Source organism: Allobosea sp. 05T433 (genome assembly GCF_056396065.1).
Genome location: NZ_JBFTKS010000006.1, coordinates 58,905 through 76,620 on the forward strand (window position 1 = coordinate 58,905; position 17,716 = coordinate 76,620).

Annotated in this window: 14 protein-coding genes and 1 pseudogene; 12 read left to right on the top strand and 3 right to left on the bottom strand. The window is 65.7% G+C overall.

Translation table 11 applies throughout. The annotated features are described in order from the left end of the window. Window positions 1-55: 55 nt before the first annotated feature. Window positions 56-1,261 (top strand): MFS transporter, encoded by a 1,206-nt coding sequence (locus AC1DGP_RS09975; RefSeq protein ID WP_441488111.1) that lies wholly within the window; start codon window positions 56-58, stop codon window positions 1,259-1,261. Window positions 1,262-1,357: 96 nt separating this feature from the next. Here the strand turns inward: AC1DGP_RS09975 and AC1DGP_RS09980 are convergent, their stop codons facing one another. Both AC1DGP_RS09980 and AC1DGP_RS09985 read right to left on the bottom strand, forming a co-directional pair. After that, complete coding sequence (locus AC1DGP_RS09980) at window positions 1,358-2,344, bottom strand: Bug family tripartite tricarboxylate transporter substrate binding protein (protein ID WP_441504489.1); 987 nt, start codon at window positions 2,342-2,344, stop codon at window positions 1,358-1,360. Beyond that, a complete protein-coding gene (locus AC1DGP_RS09985) occupies window positions 2,277-3,479 on the bottom strand; it encodes a 4-oxalomesaconate tautomerase (protein ID WP_476770900.1) in 1,203 nt (400 codons plus the stop codon). Before AC1DGP_RS09985 ends, AC1DGP_RS09980 begins: the two co-directional genes overlap by 68 nt. A gap of 86 nt (window positions 3,480-3,565) precedes the next feature. Between AC1DGP_RS09985 and AC1DGP_RS09990 the strand changes: the two genes are divergently transcribed. The 11 genes and pseudogenes from AC1DGP_RS09990 to AC1DGP_RS10040 all read left to right on the top strand — a co-directional run bounded on the left by AC1DGP_RS09990 (window position 3,566) and on the right by AC1DGP_RS10040 (window position 16,795). Next, window positions 3,566-4,480 carry a LysR family transcriptional regulator gene (locus AC1DGP_RS09990; protein ID WP_476775636.1) on the top strand — a complete coding sequence of 305 codons (915 nt, stop codon included), beginning with the start codon at window positions 3,566-3,568 and terminating at the stop codon, window positions 4,478-4,480. A 192-nt stretch (window positions 4,481-4,672) separates the two neighbouring features. Next, window positions 4,673-5,650: a prolyl aminopeptidase gene (gene pip, locus AC1DGP_RS09995; protein WP_441504492.1), complete on the top strand. Its 978-nt coding sequence runs from the start codon at window positions 4,673-4,675 to the stop codon at window positions 5,648-5,650. Between the two features lie 10 nt (window positions 5,651-5,660). Beyond that, on the top strand, window positions 5,661-7,475 hold the full coding sequence (locus tag AC1DGP_RS10000; protein WP_441504493.1) for a S9 family peptidase: 1,815 nt from the start codon (window positions 5,661-5,663) through the stop codon (window positions 7,473-7,475). Window positions 7,476-7,501: 26 nt separating this feature from the next. Next, entirely contained in the window at window positions 7,502-8,929 is a 1,428-nt protein-coding gene (locus tag AC1DGP_RS10005) for a M20 family metallopeptidase (RefSeq protein WP_476832065.1), read from the top strand. Window positions 8,930-9,022: 93 nt separating this feature from the next. After that, on the top strand, window positions 9,023-10,663 hold the full coding sequence (locus AC1DGP_RS10010) for an ABC transporter substrate-binding protein (protein WP_441488118.1): 1,641 nt from the start codon (window positions 9,023-9,025) through the stop codon (window positions 10,661-10,663). Between the two features lie 6 nt (window positions 10,664-10,669). After that, on the top strand, window positions 10,670-11,743 hold the full coding sequence (locus AC1DGP_RS10015; RefSeq protein ID WP_441504516.1) for an ABC transporter permease: 1,074 nt from the start codon (window positions 10,670-10,672) through the stop codon (window positions 11,741-11,743). A gap of 9 nt (window positions 11,744-11,752) precedes the next feature. After that, window positions 11,753-12,676, top strand: coding sequence for an ABC transporter permease (locus AC1DGP_RS10020; RefSeq protein WP_441504495.1), 924 nt, complete (start codon window positions 11,753-11,755; stop codon window positions 12,674-12,676). Between the two features lie 70 nt (window positions 12,677-12,746). After that, window positions 12,747-13,535 (top strand): annotated as a pseudogene (locus tag AC1DGP_RS10025) (ABC transporter ATP-binding protein); the annotation flags it as partial. Then, window positions 13,532-14,329 carry an ABC transporter ATP-binding protein gene (locus tag AC1DGP_RS10030; protein ID WP_441488121.1) on the top strand — a complete coding sequence of 266 codons (798 nt, stop codon included), beginning with the start codon at window positions 13,532-13,534 and terminating at the stop codon, window positions 14,327-14,329. The pseudogene AC1DGP_RS10025 and the gene AC1DGP_RS10030, both read left to right, overlap by 4 nt. Before the next feature lie 29 nt (window positions 14,330-14,358). Then, complete coding sequence (locus AC1DGP_RS10035; RefSeq protein WP_441488122.1) at window positions 14,359-15,381, top strand: serine hydrolase domain-containing protein; 1,023 nt, start codon at window positions 14,359-14,361, stop codon at window positions 15,379-15,381. A 49-nt stretch (window positions 15,382-15,430) separates the two neighbouring features. Then, window positions 15,431-16,795 carry an MmgE/PrpD family protein gene (locus tag AC1DGP_RS10040; RefSeq protein WP_441504496.1) on the top strand — a complete coding sequence of 455 codons (1,365 nt, stop codon included), beginning with the start codon at window positions 15,431-15,433 and terminating at the stop codon, window positions 16,793-16,795. On the opposite strand, the gene AC1DGP_RS10045 is transcribed toward AC1DGP_RS10040, so the two are convergent. After that, on the bottom strand, window positions 16,720-17,715 hold the full coding sequence (locus AC1DGP_RS10045; protein WP_441504497.1) for a LysR family transcriptional regulator: 996 nt from the start codon (window positions 17,713-17,715) through the stop codon (window positions 16,720-16,722). The two genes, AC1DGP_RS10040 and AC1DGP_RS10045, sit on opposite strands and share 76 nt — an antisense overlap. Window position 17,716: the final 1 nt, after the last annotated feature.

A 17,716-nucleotide genomic window follows, 5' to 3' on the forward strand; every position in this document is an offset into this window, starting at 1 on the left:
AGAGGCATGGCGGCGATAAGCCGGTGTTTGCGGCCCGCGCTGGAGACGAATTGAGATGGTTGCAGCGTTCCCCGGGACCAGGTCCCGTTTCGAGAAGACGACGACATCGATCCTGCTGGCGGTGAGCTTCTGCCACCTGCTCAACGATGTGATGCAATCGCTTCTTGCCTCGCTCTACCCGCTGTTCAAGGCAAACTACGCTCTCGATTTCGTCCAGATCGGACTGCTGACCATGACCTTCCAGGTCACGGCCTCGCTGCTGCAGCCGGTCGTCGGGATGGTGACCGATCGTTGGCCGATGCCCTATTCGCTGCCGGCCGGGATGGCCTGCACCTGCGCCGGACTGATCCTGCTGGGCAATGCGCATAGCTTTGCGATGCTGCTCATGGCGGCGAGCCTGATCGGCTTCGGTTCCGCAATCTTCCACCCGGAGGCGTCACGGGTGGCTCGCCTTGCCTCCGGCGGCCGCCACGGCCTGGCGCAATCGCTTTTCCAGGTTGGCGGCAATATGGGCTCGGCCATCGGACCGCTGCTCGCGGCCTTCGTGGTGTTGCCATTCGGCCAGGGCAGTGTGGCGTGGTTCTCGGCCATAGCGATGCTGGGCATGATCGTGCTCGGCTGGGTCGGGGCCTGGTATGCCGGTCATCGCCGCCAGAATGCCAGCCGTCCTGCCGTCAGTCGCACGCTGCCGTTGCCGCAGGGGCGCGTCGCACTGGCGTTCCTCATCCTCGTGCTGCTGACCGCGACCAAGAATGTCTACATGGCCAGCATCTCGAGCTATTTCACCTTTTACGTGATCGACCAGTTCCAGCTCGGCATGCGCGATGCGCAGCTGATGCTGTTTCTCTTCCTCGGTGCAGCCGCAGTCGGGACCTTTCTGGGTGGGCCGATCGGGGACCGGTTCGGAGCGCGTTTCGTGATCTGGTTCTCGATCCTGGGTGTGATCCCGTTCGCGCTGCTGCTGCCTTATGCGAGCCTGTTCTGGACCGGCGTGCTGAGCGTCGTGATCGGCTTGATCTTCGCCTCGGCATTCTCTGCGATTGTCGTCTTCGCACAGGAACTCGTGCCCGGCCGTGTCGGCCTGATCGCCGGCGTGTTTTTCGGCTTTGCCTTTGGCGCGGGTGGACTTGGAGCGGCCCTGCTTGGCAACTTCGCCGATACGCACGGTATCGCCTTCGTCTACCGCGTCTGCTCCTACCTGCCGCTGCTGGGGCTGCTTACGATCCTGCTGCCTCGCCTGCCGCAAAGAGGCGAGAGCTAGGCCCGGAATCGCTCAGGCTGGATAAGTACGCTGCGTCACGGCCTGCCGCTGGCGGGCCGTGACGCAGGTCTTTGTATGGATTGGCCCGTCTCGGGCCTAGTTTACCGCGATCTGGGCCTGCTTGATGATGCCGGCCCAGCGCTTCGACTCCGCTTCCATCATCGCAGCGAACTCGGCCGGCGTATTGCCGATCGGCTCGGCGCCTTCGTTCTTCAGCCGTTCGCGGATGGTCGCGTCGTTGATGGCCTCCACCGTGGCGGTGCGGAGCTTTGCAGCGACATCCTTCGGCGTCCCCTTCGGCACGACGAAACCATACCAGGCTGTCGCCTCGTAACCGGCCCAGCCGCTTTCTGCGACCGAGGGCACCTCCGGGAAGAGCTTGGCCCGCTCCTTGCCGGTCACCGCCAGCGCGCGCACCTTGCTGCCTTCGATCAGCCCGAGAACCGACGGCACGGTGGTGATCATGAAATCGGACTGGCCGGCGAGGAGGTCGGTCAGGGCCGGGCCTGCGCCACGATAGGGCACGTGCACGGCTGTGAACTGCGCCATCTGCGCCAGCAGAACGGTGGCCAGGTGGCTGGCCGAACCGTTGCCGGCAGAGCCGTAGGTCAGTTTGCCCGGATTCTTCTCGCCGAAGCTGATCAGGTCCTTGATCGTCTTGTGGGGCGAATTCTGCGCCACGACGACGACCAGCGGAGCTGCGGAAATCAGGGTGATCGGGTCGAAGGCCGTCAGCGGATCGACCTTGACGTTCTTGAACAGGTGCGGGTTGACCACCATCGGGCCCTGATTGGCCATCAGCACCGTGTAGCCATCCGCGGGAGAGGTGGCGGCCTGTGCGGTGATCAGGTTGCCGCCGGCCGATCCGTTATTCTCCACGACCAGTGACTGGCCGAGCTTTTCTCCAACGCCCTGGGCGACCAGACGCGCGATCGCGTCCGTTCCGCCGCCGGCCGCGTAAGGCACCAGCAGGCGCATCGGCCGCTCGGGAAATGCTGCCTGAGCGAATGCCAGCTCAGGCAGACAGGCGCTGGCGGCTGCAGTCGTCAGCAGGCTGCAGAAGTGGCGACGCGTCGGTGTCATGATGGGAATTTCCTCCGATTGCAGTCCCTTCTGGCAGCGCGCCAATCGCGCTGGCGGGGACGATGACATGGCCTTCAAAGATACGGCGCGCGGTGCGCACCAGGCTGGCTCTGGCAACCTGGCCAGATGCGTCGAGAGCGAGGTCGACCTGGATACGGCCGCTCGGATGTTCGATCGTCACCAGCGAGGCGGCGTCCGCGAGACCTACCTCTTGCGCAACGCTGCCGGCGACCTGACTGGCGACGGCGATGCAGAGTGCGCCGGTGACGGCATGGCTGCGATGGCAGCGGTCCGGCGTGAAATAGCGTGAGGTCAGGCTGCCGCCCTGGCGGGCCGTCGAAAGCAGTCCGATCTTGGGAATGACCCGGCCGGCGACGTCGCCAAGACCCATGCGCCTGCCCGCCTCGCGCCGTATCTCCTCCAGCCGCGCCAGCAGGGCCGTATTCGCGTCGAGCTCCGCCGGCATCTCGTCACCGGCAAGGCCGAAATCGGTAGCGCGGACGAGCAGCATCGGCGTGGCATAGTCGATCAACGTGACCGGCACACCATCGATCAACTCGCGCGGCTTGCCGGTCGGCAGCAGGGAGCCGGTCTTGGAACCGACGGCTTCGAGGAAGGTCAGCTTGATCGGGGCTGCAGTGCCTGAAACGCCGTCGATCGCGGTTGTGCCGTCATACTCGACACGTTTGCCGGGGGTCTGCACCACCGCCTCGATCAGCGAGGCGGTATTGCGGTTGTAGATCCGAACCATCGTCTCACCATCGCATGCCGGCACGAGGCCGGCCTCGATGGCGAAGGGGCCGATGGCGGAGAGCATGTTGCCGCAGTTCGGACCGAGATCGACATGAGCCCGGTCGACTGCGACCTGGGCGAAGAGGTAATCGATATCGGCATCCGGGCGTGACGCGTTGCCGACGATGGCGACCTTGCTGGTCAGCGAATTGCCGCCCCCGATCCCGTCGAGTTGCAGCGTGTGAGGCGACCCCATTGCTGCGAGCAGCACGCGGTCGCGCGCCTCCGGGTCAGCCGGCAGATCGGTTTCCAGGAAGAACGGGCCGCGGGATGTGCCGCCGCGCATCAGCACGCAGGGAATGCGCAGGGCACGTGCATGAGTGGGCTTGAGCGGATCGGGCAAGGGCGGCGTCCAGCGGTGAGTGACGGGCTCTCATCCCAGATCGTGAAACCTCTGTGAAATGCAGAGATCGGTGTTATTGATGCGCCATGAGCATCAATTTCGAAGCGCTTGATCTGCGCGCGTTCATCGCGGTGGTTGAACTGGAGGGGTTCCACCGCGCCGCAGAGGCCCTCAACATGTCGCAGCCGGCGCTGAGCCGGCGCATCCAGCGGCTCGAGGCAGCGGTCGGCGCGGCCCTGCTCGAACGCACGACGCGGCGCGTGGCGCTGACCATGGTCGGGCGCGAGATGCTGCCGCTGGTGCGGCGCATGCTGGACGAGTTCGATTCATCGATCTTCGCGATGCGCGATCTTGGCACGAGGCGAGCAGGGCAGATCGCGCTCGCCTGTGTGCCGACGGCCGCGTTTTACTTCCTGCCCTCGGTGATCGCGCGCTTCTCGGAGCAGTATCCCAATATTCGGTTCCGGATCCTCGACCTCTCGGCCAATGATGGCCTGGAGAGCGTGGCGCGCGGCGAGGTCGAATTCGGCATCAATCTGCTCGGCGGCTCCGATCCCGATCTGAGCTTCGAGCCGCTGCTCGAAGACCCGTTCGTCCTCGCCTGCCGGCGCGACCATATCCTGGCGAGCAAGCCATCGCTCGGCTGGGCCGATCTCGAAGGGCATCCACTGGTCACCGTCAGCCGGGCGAGCGGCAATCGCGCCATCCTCGACGCGGCCCTGGTACGGGTCGGCGTGCGGCTGGACTGGTCCTTCGAAGTCACGCATCTGTCGACCTCGCTGGGGCTGGTCGAAGCCGGGCTTGGCATCTCGGTTTTGCCGCGCCTTGCAACGCCGACCGGAGAGCATCCCATCATCGTGACGCGCCCGATCCGCGATCCGGAGGTCTCGCGGACCATTGGCGTGGTGCGTCGCCGCGGCGTTCGCCTTGCTCCGGCTGCGGAGCGCTTTCTCGATATGCTGCTGGGGACATGGCGAGGGCCTTTGCCTCAGCGGAAATAAGAGCCTGCCCGCGCGGCTGGCCGCGGCGCCCAAGGCAACAGGAGGTCGGGGACGGGTATGCTGCAAAACTATTCCACAGGCGCATAACATCGAACCCAAATTGCATTAGCCAGCATCGGGCCGAGCGTGGCATCGTTAGGTCATCGAGATGGTTGAGCGCTGGCTTCAGCGCGTTTTTCGTTGGAGCAAGGCGTGTCGGCCTACGATGACGTTCTTTACCCCGCGCTTGAGCCTTACCGCGCTTTTCGGCTTGCGGTGGGGGGCGCGCATGAACTCCATGTTGAGACCAGCGGCAATCCGGACGGCATTCCGGTCGTTTTTCTGCATGGCGGTCCGGGCGGCGGCACCAAGCCGGCCCAGCGCCGGACCTTCGACCCTGCCGTCTTCAATATCGTGACCTTCGACCAGCGCGGTGCCGGGAAATCGACCCCGCATGCGGAACTCGACGGCAACACGACGCAGGACCTGATCGCCGATCTGGAGCGTATCCGCAGCCATCTTGGCATCGAGCGCTGGCTCGTCACCGGCGGGTCCTGGGGCAGCTGTCTTGGGCTCGCCTACGGCCAGAGCCATCCCGAGCGCTGTCTCGGCTTCCGTCTGCATGGCATCTTCATGGCGCAGCGCTCGGAGATCGACTGGTGGTTCCAGGGCTCGCGTATGATCTTCCCGGATCATTGGGAGGCTTTTGCCGAATTCGTGCCGGCGGCGGAGCGTCATGATCTGCTCTTGGCCTATTACAAGCGCCTGACCAGCGACGATGCCGGGTTGCGTGCTGCAGCGGCGGTCAGCCTCAGGACCTTTTCGGCGCAGACCCAGACGTTCCTGCCCGACCCGGACCATGTCGCGACGCTGACCGACACCGACGCCGCGCTCGCGATCTCCCGGATCTTCACGCATTACTGCATGAACGGGGCCTTCCTTCCCTCCGGCCAATTGCTGAGCGACATCGGTCGCATCCGCCATTTGCCGGCCGAGATCGTGCAGGGGCGCTACGATACGGTGACGCCGATGAGCACGGCCTGGCAGCTGAAAAAGGCCTGGCCCGAAGCCCGGTTCACGATCGTGACCGAAGCGAACCACGCAGCGACGCCGAGTGCGCCGGCGTTGTCGCAAGCCCTGCGCGAGGCAACGGACCGGTTGCGCGATGTGATGCTGGCCCAGGCGGCCTGAGGGAGAGCCCATGTACGAGGCCGCAAACCAGATTCGCATCGGCATCGAGCCCTATCTCGAGGTCCGGAGCGCAAAGAGCCCCGCCATCGCGCCCGACGGCGAATTGCTGGCCTATCTCAGCGACGAGAGTGGCACGCACCAGATCTGGCTGCGGCCGCTCGCGGGCGGAGCGCCCTGGCGCCTGACCGATATGCCGGAGCCGATCGGCGCGATCTCCTTCAACCCCAAGGGCCGCGACCTCCTCTTCACGATGGATTGCGGTGGCGACGAGCGGCACCAACTCTGGTTGGTGCCGGGCGCCTCCGGAGTGCCTGAGCCGCTTACCGACGATCCGACGGTCGTGCATGCCTGGGGCGCCTGGGCGCCGGACGGACAACGCATCGCATTCACCTCCAATGCCCGCGATTGCGAGCATATGGACGTCTACGTCATGGAACTCGCTACGCGCACCGCCAAGCGCGTCCATCAAGGCTCCGGCTATCGTGAGGCGGTCGCCTTCTTCCCCGATGGCAAGTCGCTGCTCGTCGCCAACGCCACGCGTTCGATGAGCGATCAGGACCTGCATCGCCTCGATCTCGAGACTGGCAGCCTCACGCCATTGCTGCCGCATGAGGGCCGCGCGCGCTATGTCGTCAGCCGCATGAAGAAGGATGGCAGCGGCTTCTTCTTCGTGTCCGATCAGGGGCGCGAGCATCTCGGTGTCGCCTTCTGTGCACTGGCCGAGGGGCGCGTCACCTGGATCGTCGAGCGGGAGAAGCAGGATATCGAGGCGATCGCGCTCGCGCCTGACCAGGGCCGCCTCGCCTATGTGGCGAACGAGGAAGGCTGGAACCGCGTTTTCATTCGTGATCTCGCGACGGCCGAGGAGTTCGAGGTCGCCGGCTTGCCGCGCGGGACCATCGGCTCGGTGGCCTGGGTTCCCGACGGCAGCGGCCTCGTGTTCCCGCTCGATGGTGCGACCTCGTCTCCGGATATCTGGCGCTTCGATGTGGCTACCCGCACGGCAACGCGGCTGACGGATGCATCCAAGGCAGGTCTCGATTCAAGCAGCTTTGTCGAGCCGAGCGTCGAGCGCGCCGCGAGCTTCGACGGTCTCGAAGTGCCCTTCTTCGTCTACCGGCCGCGGAGCAAGGCTCCGGCGGGCGGCTATCCGGCCGTGGTCGTGGTGCATGGCGGACCGGAAGCGCAGTGGACGCCGATCTTCCGGGCCGACCTGCAGTTCTTCCTGAGCCAAGGCATCATGGTCGTCGCCCCCAATGTGCGTGGCTCGACCGGCTATGGCCGCGCCTACCAGCATCTCGACGACAAGCATCTGCGCATGGACAGTGTCGCGGACCTCAAGGCGGTGCGGTTGTGGCTGCGCGAACAACCGGAGGTCGATGACGAGCGCGTCGCGGTCTATGGGCGTTCCTATGGCGGCTTCATGGTGCTCGCCGCGCTGACCGAACAACCCGAATTGTGGAAGGTCGGCGTCGAGTTCTACGGCATCGCCAATTTCCTGACGATGCTCGAAACCACGGGGCCGTGGCGCAAGTATCTGCGCGCGGTCGAATATGGCGATCTCGTTGCCGATCGGGACGACCTGATCCGCTTCTCGCCGATCCACAAGGCAGGCCATATTCGCGCGCCGCTGTTTATCGCGCAGGGGCTCGACGATCCGCGTGTGCCTCCCGGCGAGAGCGAGATGATCTATTCGGTGCTGCGCGGCCGCGGCCATCCGGTCGAGTATGTCCGCATCCCGCATGAGGGCCATGGCTTCGCCCGGATCGAGAACCGGCGCACGGTCTTCGGGGCCGTCGCACGCTTTCTGCGTAAGCATCTGTGACAGCATCTGGAATACGAGAGGACGCCATGCGTAATTCAGAGACGATCTGGCAATTGGTCGATGCCAAGCGGCAGCCCTTCGAGGCGCTGAGCGACCGGGTCTGGGGCATGCCCGAGATCGCCTATACCGAGTACCGCTCGGCCGCCGAGCATACGGCGATGCTGAAGGAACAGGGCTTCCGCGTGACCGAGAATGTCGCCGGCATTCCGACTGCGGTGATGGGCGAAGCGGGCGAGGGCGGCCCGGTGATCGCCTTCCTCGGCGAATATGATGCGTTGCCCGGCCTGAGCCAGGAGGCGAATATCGCCGAGCCGCGCCCGGTCGAGGGTGGCGGACATGGCCATGGCTGCGGCCACAACATGCTCGGCTCGGCCGCGCTGCTGGCCGCGACCGCGCTCAAGGACTGGCTTGCCGAGACGGGGCGCCCCGGGCGGGTGCGCTATTTCGGCTGCCCGGCGGAAGAGGGTGGCGCAGCGAAGGCCTTCATGGTGCGTGCCGGCGCCTTCGACGATGTCGATGTCGCCATCACCTGGCACCCGGCGTCGATGACGCGGGTCGACGAGGCGCTGTCGCTCGCCAATACGCGCATGGACTTCCACTTCACCGGCCGCGCCTCGCACGCGGCGGCGGCGCCGCATCTGGGACGCAGCGCACTCGATGCCGTCGAGCTGATGAATGTCGGCGTCAACTACATGCGCGAACACATGCCGTCGGATGCCCGCATCCACTATGCCATGCTCGATTCCGGGGGTATCGCGCCGAACGTCGTGCAGGCTTCGGCAAAGGTACGTTATGCGATCCGCGCCCGCGATCTCGCGGGCATGCTGGAGCTCAATGAACGGGTCAAGAAAGTCGCCGAGGGGGCGGCGCTGATGACCGAGACCAAGGTCTCGATCTCGATCATGAGCGCGGTTTCCAACATGCTCGGCAATACGCCGCTCGAAGAGGCGATGTTCCAGAACATCCAGCGCCTCGGGCCCGTGCCGTTCGACGATGCCGACCGCGCCTACGCCGCCCAGATCCAGGCGACGCTGAGCGAGGCCGACATCCTGAACGACTATCGCCGCACCGGCGTCGCGCCGCGCGAGAACACCCCGCTCTGCGATTTCGTGATCCCCAGGGATGCCAGAGGCGTGCCGATGGTCGGCTCGACCGACGTCGCGGATGTCAGCTGGAAGGTGCCGACCATCCAGGCACGCGTCGCGACGCATGCCATCGGCACGCCCGGCCATTCCTGGCAGATCACGGCGCAAGGCAAGGCCCCGGCCGCGCATAAGGGCATGGTTCATGCCGCCAAGATCATGGCCGGTACGGCCGTCGACGTGATGAGCGACGAGACGCTGCTGGCGCGCGCCAAGAAGGATCACCAGGAGCGGACGACCAGGACGCCCTATATCTGCCCGATCCCGGCCGAGGTGAAGCCGCCGATCCAGCCGCGGCCCGAAGCCGCCTGAGCCTTTCAGCCGGGCCTGCGCGGGAGACACAGCGCAGGCCTAGCGACCACAGCAAGTCTTGACCAAGAACAATCACGAGAGCGGGAACTGACCATGGCCAAGCAAGACCAGTCGACGGAGACGCGCGCGCCTCGCGCCGCGCGGTATCTTCTCTCCAGCGTCGCCGCTGCGGCGGCCGTTTGCGCTGCTGCCACGACGGCCGGCGCCGCCACGCCGAAGAACGCCCTGGTGATGGCGTGGAATATCGACGCGATCAGCACTTTCGATCCGGCCCAGGTCGGCGAGGTCGTGACCAACGAGATCCTGCAGAACACCTGCGACACGCTGGTCGATTTCGACCCGGCCGACGAGCGCAAGGTTGTCCCGCTCTTCGCCGAGCGCTGGGACGTCTCGCCGGATCGCAAGGAGATCACCTTCCACCTGCGCAAGGGCGCCAAGTTCCCGTCCGGCAATCCGGTGACCGCTGAGGATGTCCTCTGGTCGCTGCGCCGCGTGGTCAAACTCAATTTCGGCAATGCCGCGACCCTGACCGAATACGGCTTCACCAAGGACACGGTCGATCAGCGCATCGTGGCGCCGGATGCCAATACGGTCGTGTTCAAGCTCGACAAGGCCTATCCGACGACGCTGATCCTGCAGGCGATCGCCGCCAACCGCGTCGCTGCCGTGATGGACATGAAGACCATCATGGCCAATGAGCAGAATGGTGATCTCGGCAATAAGTATCTCGGCACCCGCACGGCCTGCGTCGGCCCCTACAAGCTGACGCGCTGGAACGCGGGCGAGTCCATCGTGCTCGAGGCGAACGAGGGCTATTGGGGCAAGGCTCCGGCGCTGAAGCGCGTGCTGATCCGGCATGTCGCGGAAGCCGGCACCCAGCGCCTGCTGCTGGGGCAGGGCGACGTCGACGTCGCGCGTGACCTGACGCCCGAGGACGTCAAGGACCTCGAAGCCTCGAAGGATGTCTCGATCCTCAAGGTTCTGCGGCCGCAGCTGTTCTTCTGGAACTTCAACGTTGCGGACGGCCCCTTCTCCAAGGAGAAGGTGCGCCTCGCGATGCGCTACCTGATCGACTATGACGGTCTCGGCAAGACGATCATGACCTATCTCGGGGTGCCGCGGGCGAGCTTCGCGCAGCTTGGAGCGGTCGGCGCATTGGACGAGAAGGAGGGCCAGCCCTTCAAGCTCGACCTCGACAAGGCCAAGCAGCTCCTGACCGAGGCGGGCTATCCGAACGGTTTCGAAGCCAGCCTGATCTTCGGCACCTTGCCGCATTCGGCGCCGATCGCCCAAAGCGTGCAGCAGAACGCCTCCAAGATCGGCGTGAAGCTGTCGCTCGAGCGGATGGCCAATGCCCAGCTGTTCAGCAAGGTTCGCGGCCGCGAATTCCAGTCGGCGATGCTGGCCTGGCAGACCGGCGTGCCGGATGCGCATGGGAATGCCTCGCGCCTCGTCTTCAATCCCGACAACCGGGCCGAGGCGAAGCAGACGCAATATCCGAGCTGGCGTTCGTCGTATCAGGACCTGGCGCTCAACGCCAAGATCGACGAAGCCTTGCTGGAAGCCGACACGGCCAAGCGCGACGCGCTCTACGCCGAGATTCAGAAGGACGTCATGGCCAAGGGGCCGATGGCCTTCATGTTCCAGATGTACAACATCGCGGGTGTCCGCAAGGACCTGAAGGACTGGAGCTGGACCGGCTTCAAGACCTACTACGCCCGAACCAGCAAGTAAGGCTGGCTGGTGTCCGAAGTCGCCGAGGTCGGCTCCCGTCGGTTTGCGAGTCCAGGGCGGAAGGGTCTTCCGTCCTGGGTCTGGGCAACCGGAAGGACCATCATTTCCGTTGCCGTGACCCTGTTCGGGCTCGCGGCGCTCACCTTCTTCATCGGTCGCCTGCTGCCGCTTGATCCCGTTGCCGCGGTGCTCGGCGACAACGCGACCCAGGAAGCCTATGACGCGATGTACCGGCAGCTCGGTCTCGACCAGCCGCTCTGGGTGCAGTTCGCGCGCTATGTCTGGGGCATCCTGCATCTCGATTTCGGGACGGCGCTGACCACCGGGAAACCGGTGATGGAAGACATCGCCCGCGTCTTCCCGGCGACGATCGAGCTCGCCAGCGTGGCGATCATCATCGGTACGGGGCTCGGCATTCCGATGGGCGTGCTCGCCGCCATGTACCGCGATACGTGGATCGACCAGCTGTCACGCGTCGTCGGGCTGATCGGTTATTCCGCCCCCAATTTCTGGCTCGGCCTGATGGGGCTCGTCCTGTTCTACGCCACGCTCGGCTGGGTGGCGGGGCCGGGGCGCATCGACTTCACCTATGAGTTCGACCTCGAGCATGTGACCGGCTTCCTGCTCATCGACAGTGCCATGGCGGGCAACTGGGAGATGTTCGGCAACGCCTTCTCGCACATCATCCTGCCGGCCTCGATCCTGGCCTTCGGCGCGTTCGCCTATATCAGCCGCATGACGCGCAGCTTCATGATCGAGCAGCTGAGCCAGGAATATGTGGTGACGGCGCGGGTCAAGGGGCTGTCCTGGTCGCGCACCGTTTGGGGCCATGCCTTTCGCAATATCGCCGTGCAGGTCGTGACCGTCGTGGCGCTCTCCTACGCCTTCCTGCTGGAAGGGGCGGTGCTCACGGAGACGGTCTTCGCCTGGCCCGGTTTCGGCCGCTACCTGACCAATGCCCTGCTCGCGGGCGACATGAATGCCGTGGTCGGCTGCACGCTGCTCGTCGGCGTCATCTTCGTCACGCTCAATCTGCTCTGCGACCTGCTCTACCGGGTCTTCGACCCGCGCACCCGGTGAAGGCACGCCATGTCCGCTCCCCCTCTTGAAACGTCCGGCACAGGCCTCAAGGCCTGGCTTACGGCTCCCGTTCCGGCCTCGCCATTCCAGGCGCGTATGCAGCAGCTGTCCCTGAAATGGTGGCGGCTCAAGGCCAACCCGTCGGCGCTGTTCGGGCTGGCCGTCATCGTACTCATCGTGCTGGCGGCCTTGTTTGCGCCGCTGATCGCGACGCATGACATCTATGCCCAGGATCTCGGCAAGCGGCTGATGCGGCCGTCGGCGGCGCATTGGCTCGGCACGGACGAACTCGGCCGCGATATCTTCAGCCGGCTCGTCTTCGGCGCCCGCATCACGCTCTACATTGCCTTGCTGACGGCGATCATCGTCGCGCCGCTCGGTTTGATCATCGGCACCACCTCCGGTTATCTCGGCGGCTGGGTCGATATCGTGCTGATGCGCGTGGTCGATGTCTTCCTGGCCTTCCCGAGCCTGGTGCTGGCGCTCGCCTTCGTCGCCGCGCTCGGCCCGGGCATCGAGAACGCCATCATCGCGATTGCGCTCGCCGCCTGGCCACCGATCGCCCGGCTTGCCCGCGCGGAAACCCTGTCGATCCGCAAGTCGGACTATATTGCCGCCGTGCGGCTGCAGGGAGCCTCGCCGTTGCGCATCATCCTTGGCCATGTCGTGCCGATGTGCATTCCCTCTGTCGTGGTGCGCCTCACGCTCAACATGGCAGCGATCATCCTCACCGCTGCGGGGCTCGGTTTCCTCGGCCTCGGTGCGCAGCCGCCGAGCCCGGAATGGGGCGCCATGCTGGCTTCCGGCCGGGAGTTCATTTTGACCAATGGCTGGATTGCGGCCATTCCCGGTACCGCCATCCTGATCACCAGCCTCGCCTTCAACCTCTTCGGGGATGGCCTGCGCGATATCCTGGATCCGCGTCATGGCTAAGCCGCTGCTCGAGGTCGAGGACCTCTTCGTGTCCTTCAAGGGGGCTCATCGCACCACCCAGGCGGTCCGGGGCATCTCGTTCAACGTCGGCCGGGAGAAGGTCGGTATCGTCGGCGAGTCCGGTTCGGGCAAGTCGCTCACCGGGCGCACGGTGCTGAAGCTGACGCCGAAGGCCGCACATATCGACGCCAGGCGGCTCTCCTTCGACGGCATCGACCTGCTCGCCGCCAGCGAGCGGCAGATGCGGAGCATTCGAGGCAACCGCATCTCGATGATCCTGCAGGACCCGAAATTCTCGCTCAACCCGCTGATGCGGGTCGGCCAGCAGATCACCGAAGCCTACCGCCTGCATCACAAGGTCGGCCGGCGCGAGGCCGAAGCGCGGGCGCTGGCCATGCTCGAGGCGGTGAAGATCCGCGATCCCGACCGCGTCTACCAGCTCTTCCCGCACGAGGTTTCGGGCGGCATGGGGCAGCGCATCATGATTGCCATGATGCTCATTCCCGAGCCGGACCTGATCATTGCCGACGAGCCGACTTCGGCCCTCGACGTGACGGTGCGAAGGCAGGTCCTGACCATTCTCGACGAGCTCGTCACGCGGCGTGGCGCGGGCCTGATGTTCATCAGCCATGACCTCAACCTCGTCGCCGATTTCTGCGACCGCGTGTTGGTCATGTATGCCGGCCGGATCATGGAGGACATCGCCGCGCGCGACCTGCGCAATGCGCGCCACCCCTATACGCGCGCGCTGCTCGACAGCCTGCCGCGGCTCGACCGCGCCACCGACATGCTCCAGGTCCCGAGCCGCGACCCGGCCTGGCTCGACGGTCCGACGATCCGCAGCGGAGTGGCGACATGAGTGCTCCGGCCACGAACGCTTCTGGGGCTGCGCAGCAGACCGCCCTCGCAGTCAGCCATCTCAACATCATCTTCGGCAGCGGCGCAGCCGCGATGACCGCGGTCGACGATGTCTCCTTCACGCTCGGGCACGGCGAAGCCTTCGGGCTGATCGGCGAGTCCGGCTGCGGCAAGTCGACGATCCTGCGTGCGCTCGTCGGGCTCAACCGCGATTACGAGGGCACGATCAGGTTCCGCGACACGGTGGTGCCGCGCCAGCGCGACAAGAGCTTTTTTCGTCGGGTGCAGATGGTCTTCCAGGACCCCTATGCCTCGCTTCATCCGCGCAAGATGGTGCAATACGTCCTGGCCGAGCCTCTCCGGATTCACGGGTTCGACCGGCATCAGGAGCGCATCGACGAAATCCTATCGGCCGTCGGGCTCGGGCCGTCGTTCCGCTATCGCTTCCCGCATGAGCTTTCGGGCGGCCAGCGCCAGCGCGTCGCGATCGCACGCGCACTCATCATCGAGCCCGAACTGCTGCTCCTCGACGAGCCGACCTCGGCGCTCGATGTTTCGGTCCAGGCCGAAATCCTCAACCTGCTGAAGCAGCTCCGGCGTGCCCGCGACCTGACCTATCTGATGGTCAGTCACGACCTCGCGGTGGTGACGCATCTGTGCGAGCGCGTCGGCATGATGAGCGAAGGACGCATCATCGAGGAGATGAGCGCCGAGGACGTGCGCGCCGGCCGCGCCGCCGAGCCTTACACGCGGGAATTCCTGGAGGCGAGCACGGGGTACCGGCCGGCCTCGTGACTGCAATCCTCAGGGGAGGCGATTTTTCCATGCGCAAAGACGTTTCGGGGGACGGACAGGTTGCGGATGCGGCCTGGCCGAATGAGGACTGGAGTGCGGTAAACCCCGCTGATGCGGGCTGGTCCGCGGATGGCCTCGACCGCGTCTGGAGCTATGCCGACACGATCGCGACTGCGACGCTGATGATCGTGCAGGGCGGCCGGGTTGTCGCGAGCCGCGGCGATCTCGCCCATCGTTACCAGTGCCATTCGATCCGCAAGAGCTTCCTCAGCGCTCTCATCGGTATCCATGAGGACGAAGGCACGATCGACCTGTCGCGCAGCCTGGCGCAGCTCGGAGTCGACGACAAGGACGGCCTGAGCGAACGCGAGAAGGCGGCCACGATCTACGACCTGCTAACTGCGCGCTCGGGCATCTTTCACCCGGCCGGGTATGAATCGGCCTGGATGAAGTCGATCAAGGAGCCGCGCCATTCGCACGCGCCGGGCGCCTTCTGGTCCTATAACAACTGGGACTTCAACGCTCTCGGCACGATCTTCGGCGCGCTCACCGGTGCCGGCATCCATGATGACTTCCAGGGGCGCATCGCCGGGCCGCTCGGCATGCAGGATTTCCGCTTCGACGAGGAACGTCGCGACGGCTGGATCGAGCCGGACGACTGCTCCGTGCACCCGGCCTATCCGTTCCGGATGTCGACGCGCGATCTCGCCCGCTTCGGCCTGATGTTCCTGCGGCGAGGCCGCTGGCGCAGCCGGCAGGTGGTGCCGGCCAACTGGGTGGCGACCAGTGTCCTGCCGCTCTCGGATGCAGGCCCGCGTGGCGGCTATGGCTATATGTGGTGGGTGTCGCGGTCCGGTGCTGGTTTTCCGGGCGTCGTGCTGCCGGATGGCAGCTACAGCGCCCAGGGCGTCGGCGGGCAGTACTGCCTCGTCATTCCCTCGCTCGACCTGGTGATCGTGCACCGCGTCAACACCGACAAGAAGGGCGAGGAGGTCAACCGCTTCGCCTTCGGGCGCCTGCTGCGCCTCATCCTCAACGCGCGCGTGGGCTGACGGACGCGCTGGCCCTTCTCGTCGTACTCGTCGCAGATCTGGAGAGCCTATGTCGAGTGCCATCGAACGCATTGCGGCCTGGAGCCGGTCCGGACCTGGGTTCGCTCCTCTGGCGCGGACGCGTGCGCGTCATGCGATCGCCGATACGATCGGCTGCATGATTGCCGGCGCCGACGATCAGGCGACGCAGTCGGTGCGTGCGGCTTTCGCCGCCAGCATCGGGCCGTCCGGTGCAGCCGCCGTCATTGGTGGCGGCAGGGCATCGGAAGCCGTCGCCGCCCTGGTGAACGGCACGGCGGCGCATGCTCTCGATTACGACGACAATTTCCGGCCGGGCATCACCCATGCTTCGGCCGTGCTCGTGCCGGCCCTGCTTGCCGTCGCGCATGGTCGAGCCGCGAACGGGCGCAGCTTCGTGGACGCCTATCTCGTCGGGCTCGAGGCGCAGGCGATAGTCGGGCGAGGCATCAATCCGGCGCATTACACGCTCGGGTGGCACGCGACCTCGACGGTGGGGGCTATCGGAACTGCAGCAGGCACGGCCTGGCTGATGGGACTCGATGCGGCGGGCATCGCGCGCGCCATGAGCGTAGCGGCAAGCATGGCGGCCGGGCCCAAGGGGCAGTTCGGGACCCCGGCAAAGCCGCTGCATGCGGGGCTTGCCGCCCGCAATGCCGTTGACGCGGCTGCGCTTGCGGCGGCTGGCATGACAGGTCGTCTCGACATTCTGGAATGCCCGATGGGGGTGGCCGAACTGTTCGGCGACGCGAGCGCGGCGGGATGGGCCGGGATAGCCATTGCCGAGCCGCATGTCATCGAGAGCGAGGGCCTCATCCCCAAGCGCCATCCCTGCTGCGGCTCCACGCATTACACGGTGGACGCGATCCTCGGGCTGAAGGCCGAACATGGCTTCACGAGCGGGGACGTGCTTGCGGTGGAGACGCTGGTCGGTATCGCGAATGCGCGTAACCTCGCCTATCCCGACCCGGAAGACGAGATGCAGGCCCGTTTCTCGATGCATTACTGCGTCGCGCTCGCGCTCCTGCAGGACCGCTTGTCGCTGGCCGATTTCACGCCCGAGGCGGTGCAGCGCCAGGCCGTGCGCGAACTTCTGCCGCGCACGGTCATGAGGGCCTATGACAAGAGCGAGGAGGCCGCTGCCGGGCGCCTGCCGCATCGTGTGACCGTGCGGCTTGCGGACGGGCGAACGCTGACCGTCGAACGCTCGGAGGCAAAGGGCTCGATTGCGGACCCCTTCGACGACATGGATCGCGAGTCAAAATTCCTCGATTGCTGTGCGGCCACGATGAACGAGGCCGAGATCGCGACGCTCTATGATCAGCTCGCCGGCATCGACGCAGCAGCCAATCTCAACTTCCTGTCCCCCGCATTGGTCGCGACGGGCCGCGCATAGGAGAGCCTGCCCGGCATCGGGCGCACAGGTGCGTCCGGCGCACTCAGGGGCATGTTCTCATCGACGGCGGCCCAGAAAAGCTCGGCACCGTGCCGGCTTGGCGATGCGGCACGGTAGAGGCGGATTTCGGCGGTCAGCTCCCAGGAGGGATCGGCCGCCGGCACGAGCACGCCGCTGCGCAGCTCCTCGGTAATAAGGCTTTCCGGGATCCAGGCCATGCCGCGCCCAGCCAAAACCATCGCCTTGAGGCCGACCGACATCGGGTTCTCGTAGACGGTGACGTGAGGGGCGGGCCGATCGGCGAAGAGCTTGGCCAGACGACGGGCAAAGAACGAGCAGCTGCCGTAGCTGAGCATTCGGACGGGCTCTCCTGTGGGGCGGAGAGCATGCACCGGCCTGCCATCGGCGCCGGCGATCGAGACCGGGATCGCGCGCTCGGAGCCAAGGCGGCGATAGATGAAACGAGCGGGATCGAGCAGCAGCGGCACGGTCTCATGCGCATAGGTCAGCAGGAAATCGCATTCGCCCTGGTTCAGGACCGCGACATTGCCGTCATAGGACGAATACTGGTCGCAGAAACGGGTCTTCACCGACCCAAGCCGCTCCTCGATGCGCCTGATGAAGCCGGGGAAATAGGTCAGGGACAAGGTGTTGAGCGTGGCGAAGACCAGCACTTCGGCCGTGTCTTCATGCTGCTGGCGCGCCTCCTGTCGCGAGGTCTGGACCAGCTTCAGGATCTCACGCGCCCGCGGCAGGAAGATTTTGCCCTCCTCCGTGATGCCGATCGGGTAGCTGCTGCGGTCGAACAAGGACAGGCCGAGCCAGCTCTCGAGCTGCCGGATGCGGCGGCTCAGGGCAGATTGCGTGACGTTGCGCTCACGGGCCGAGCGCGAGAAACTCAAGGTTGTCGAGAGGCTCACA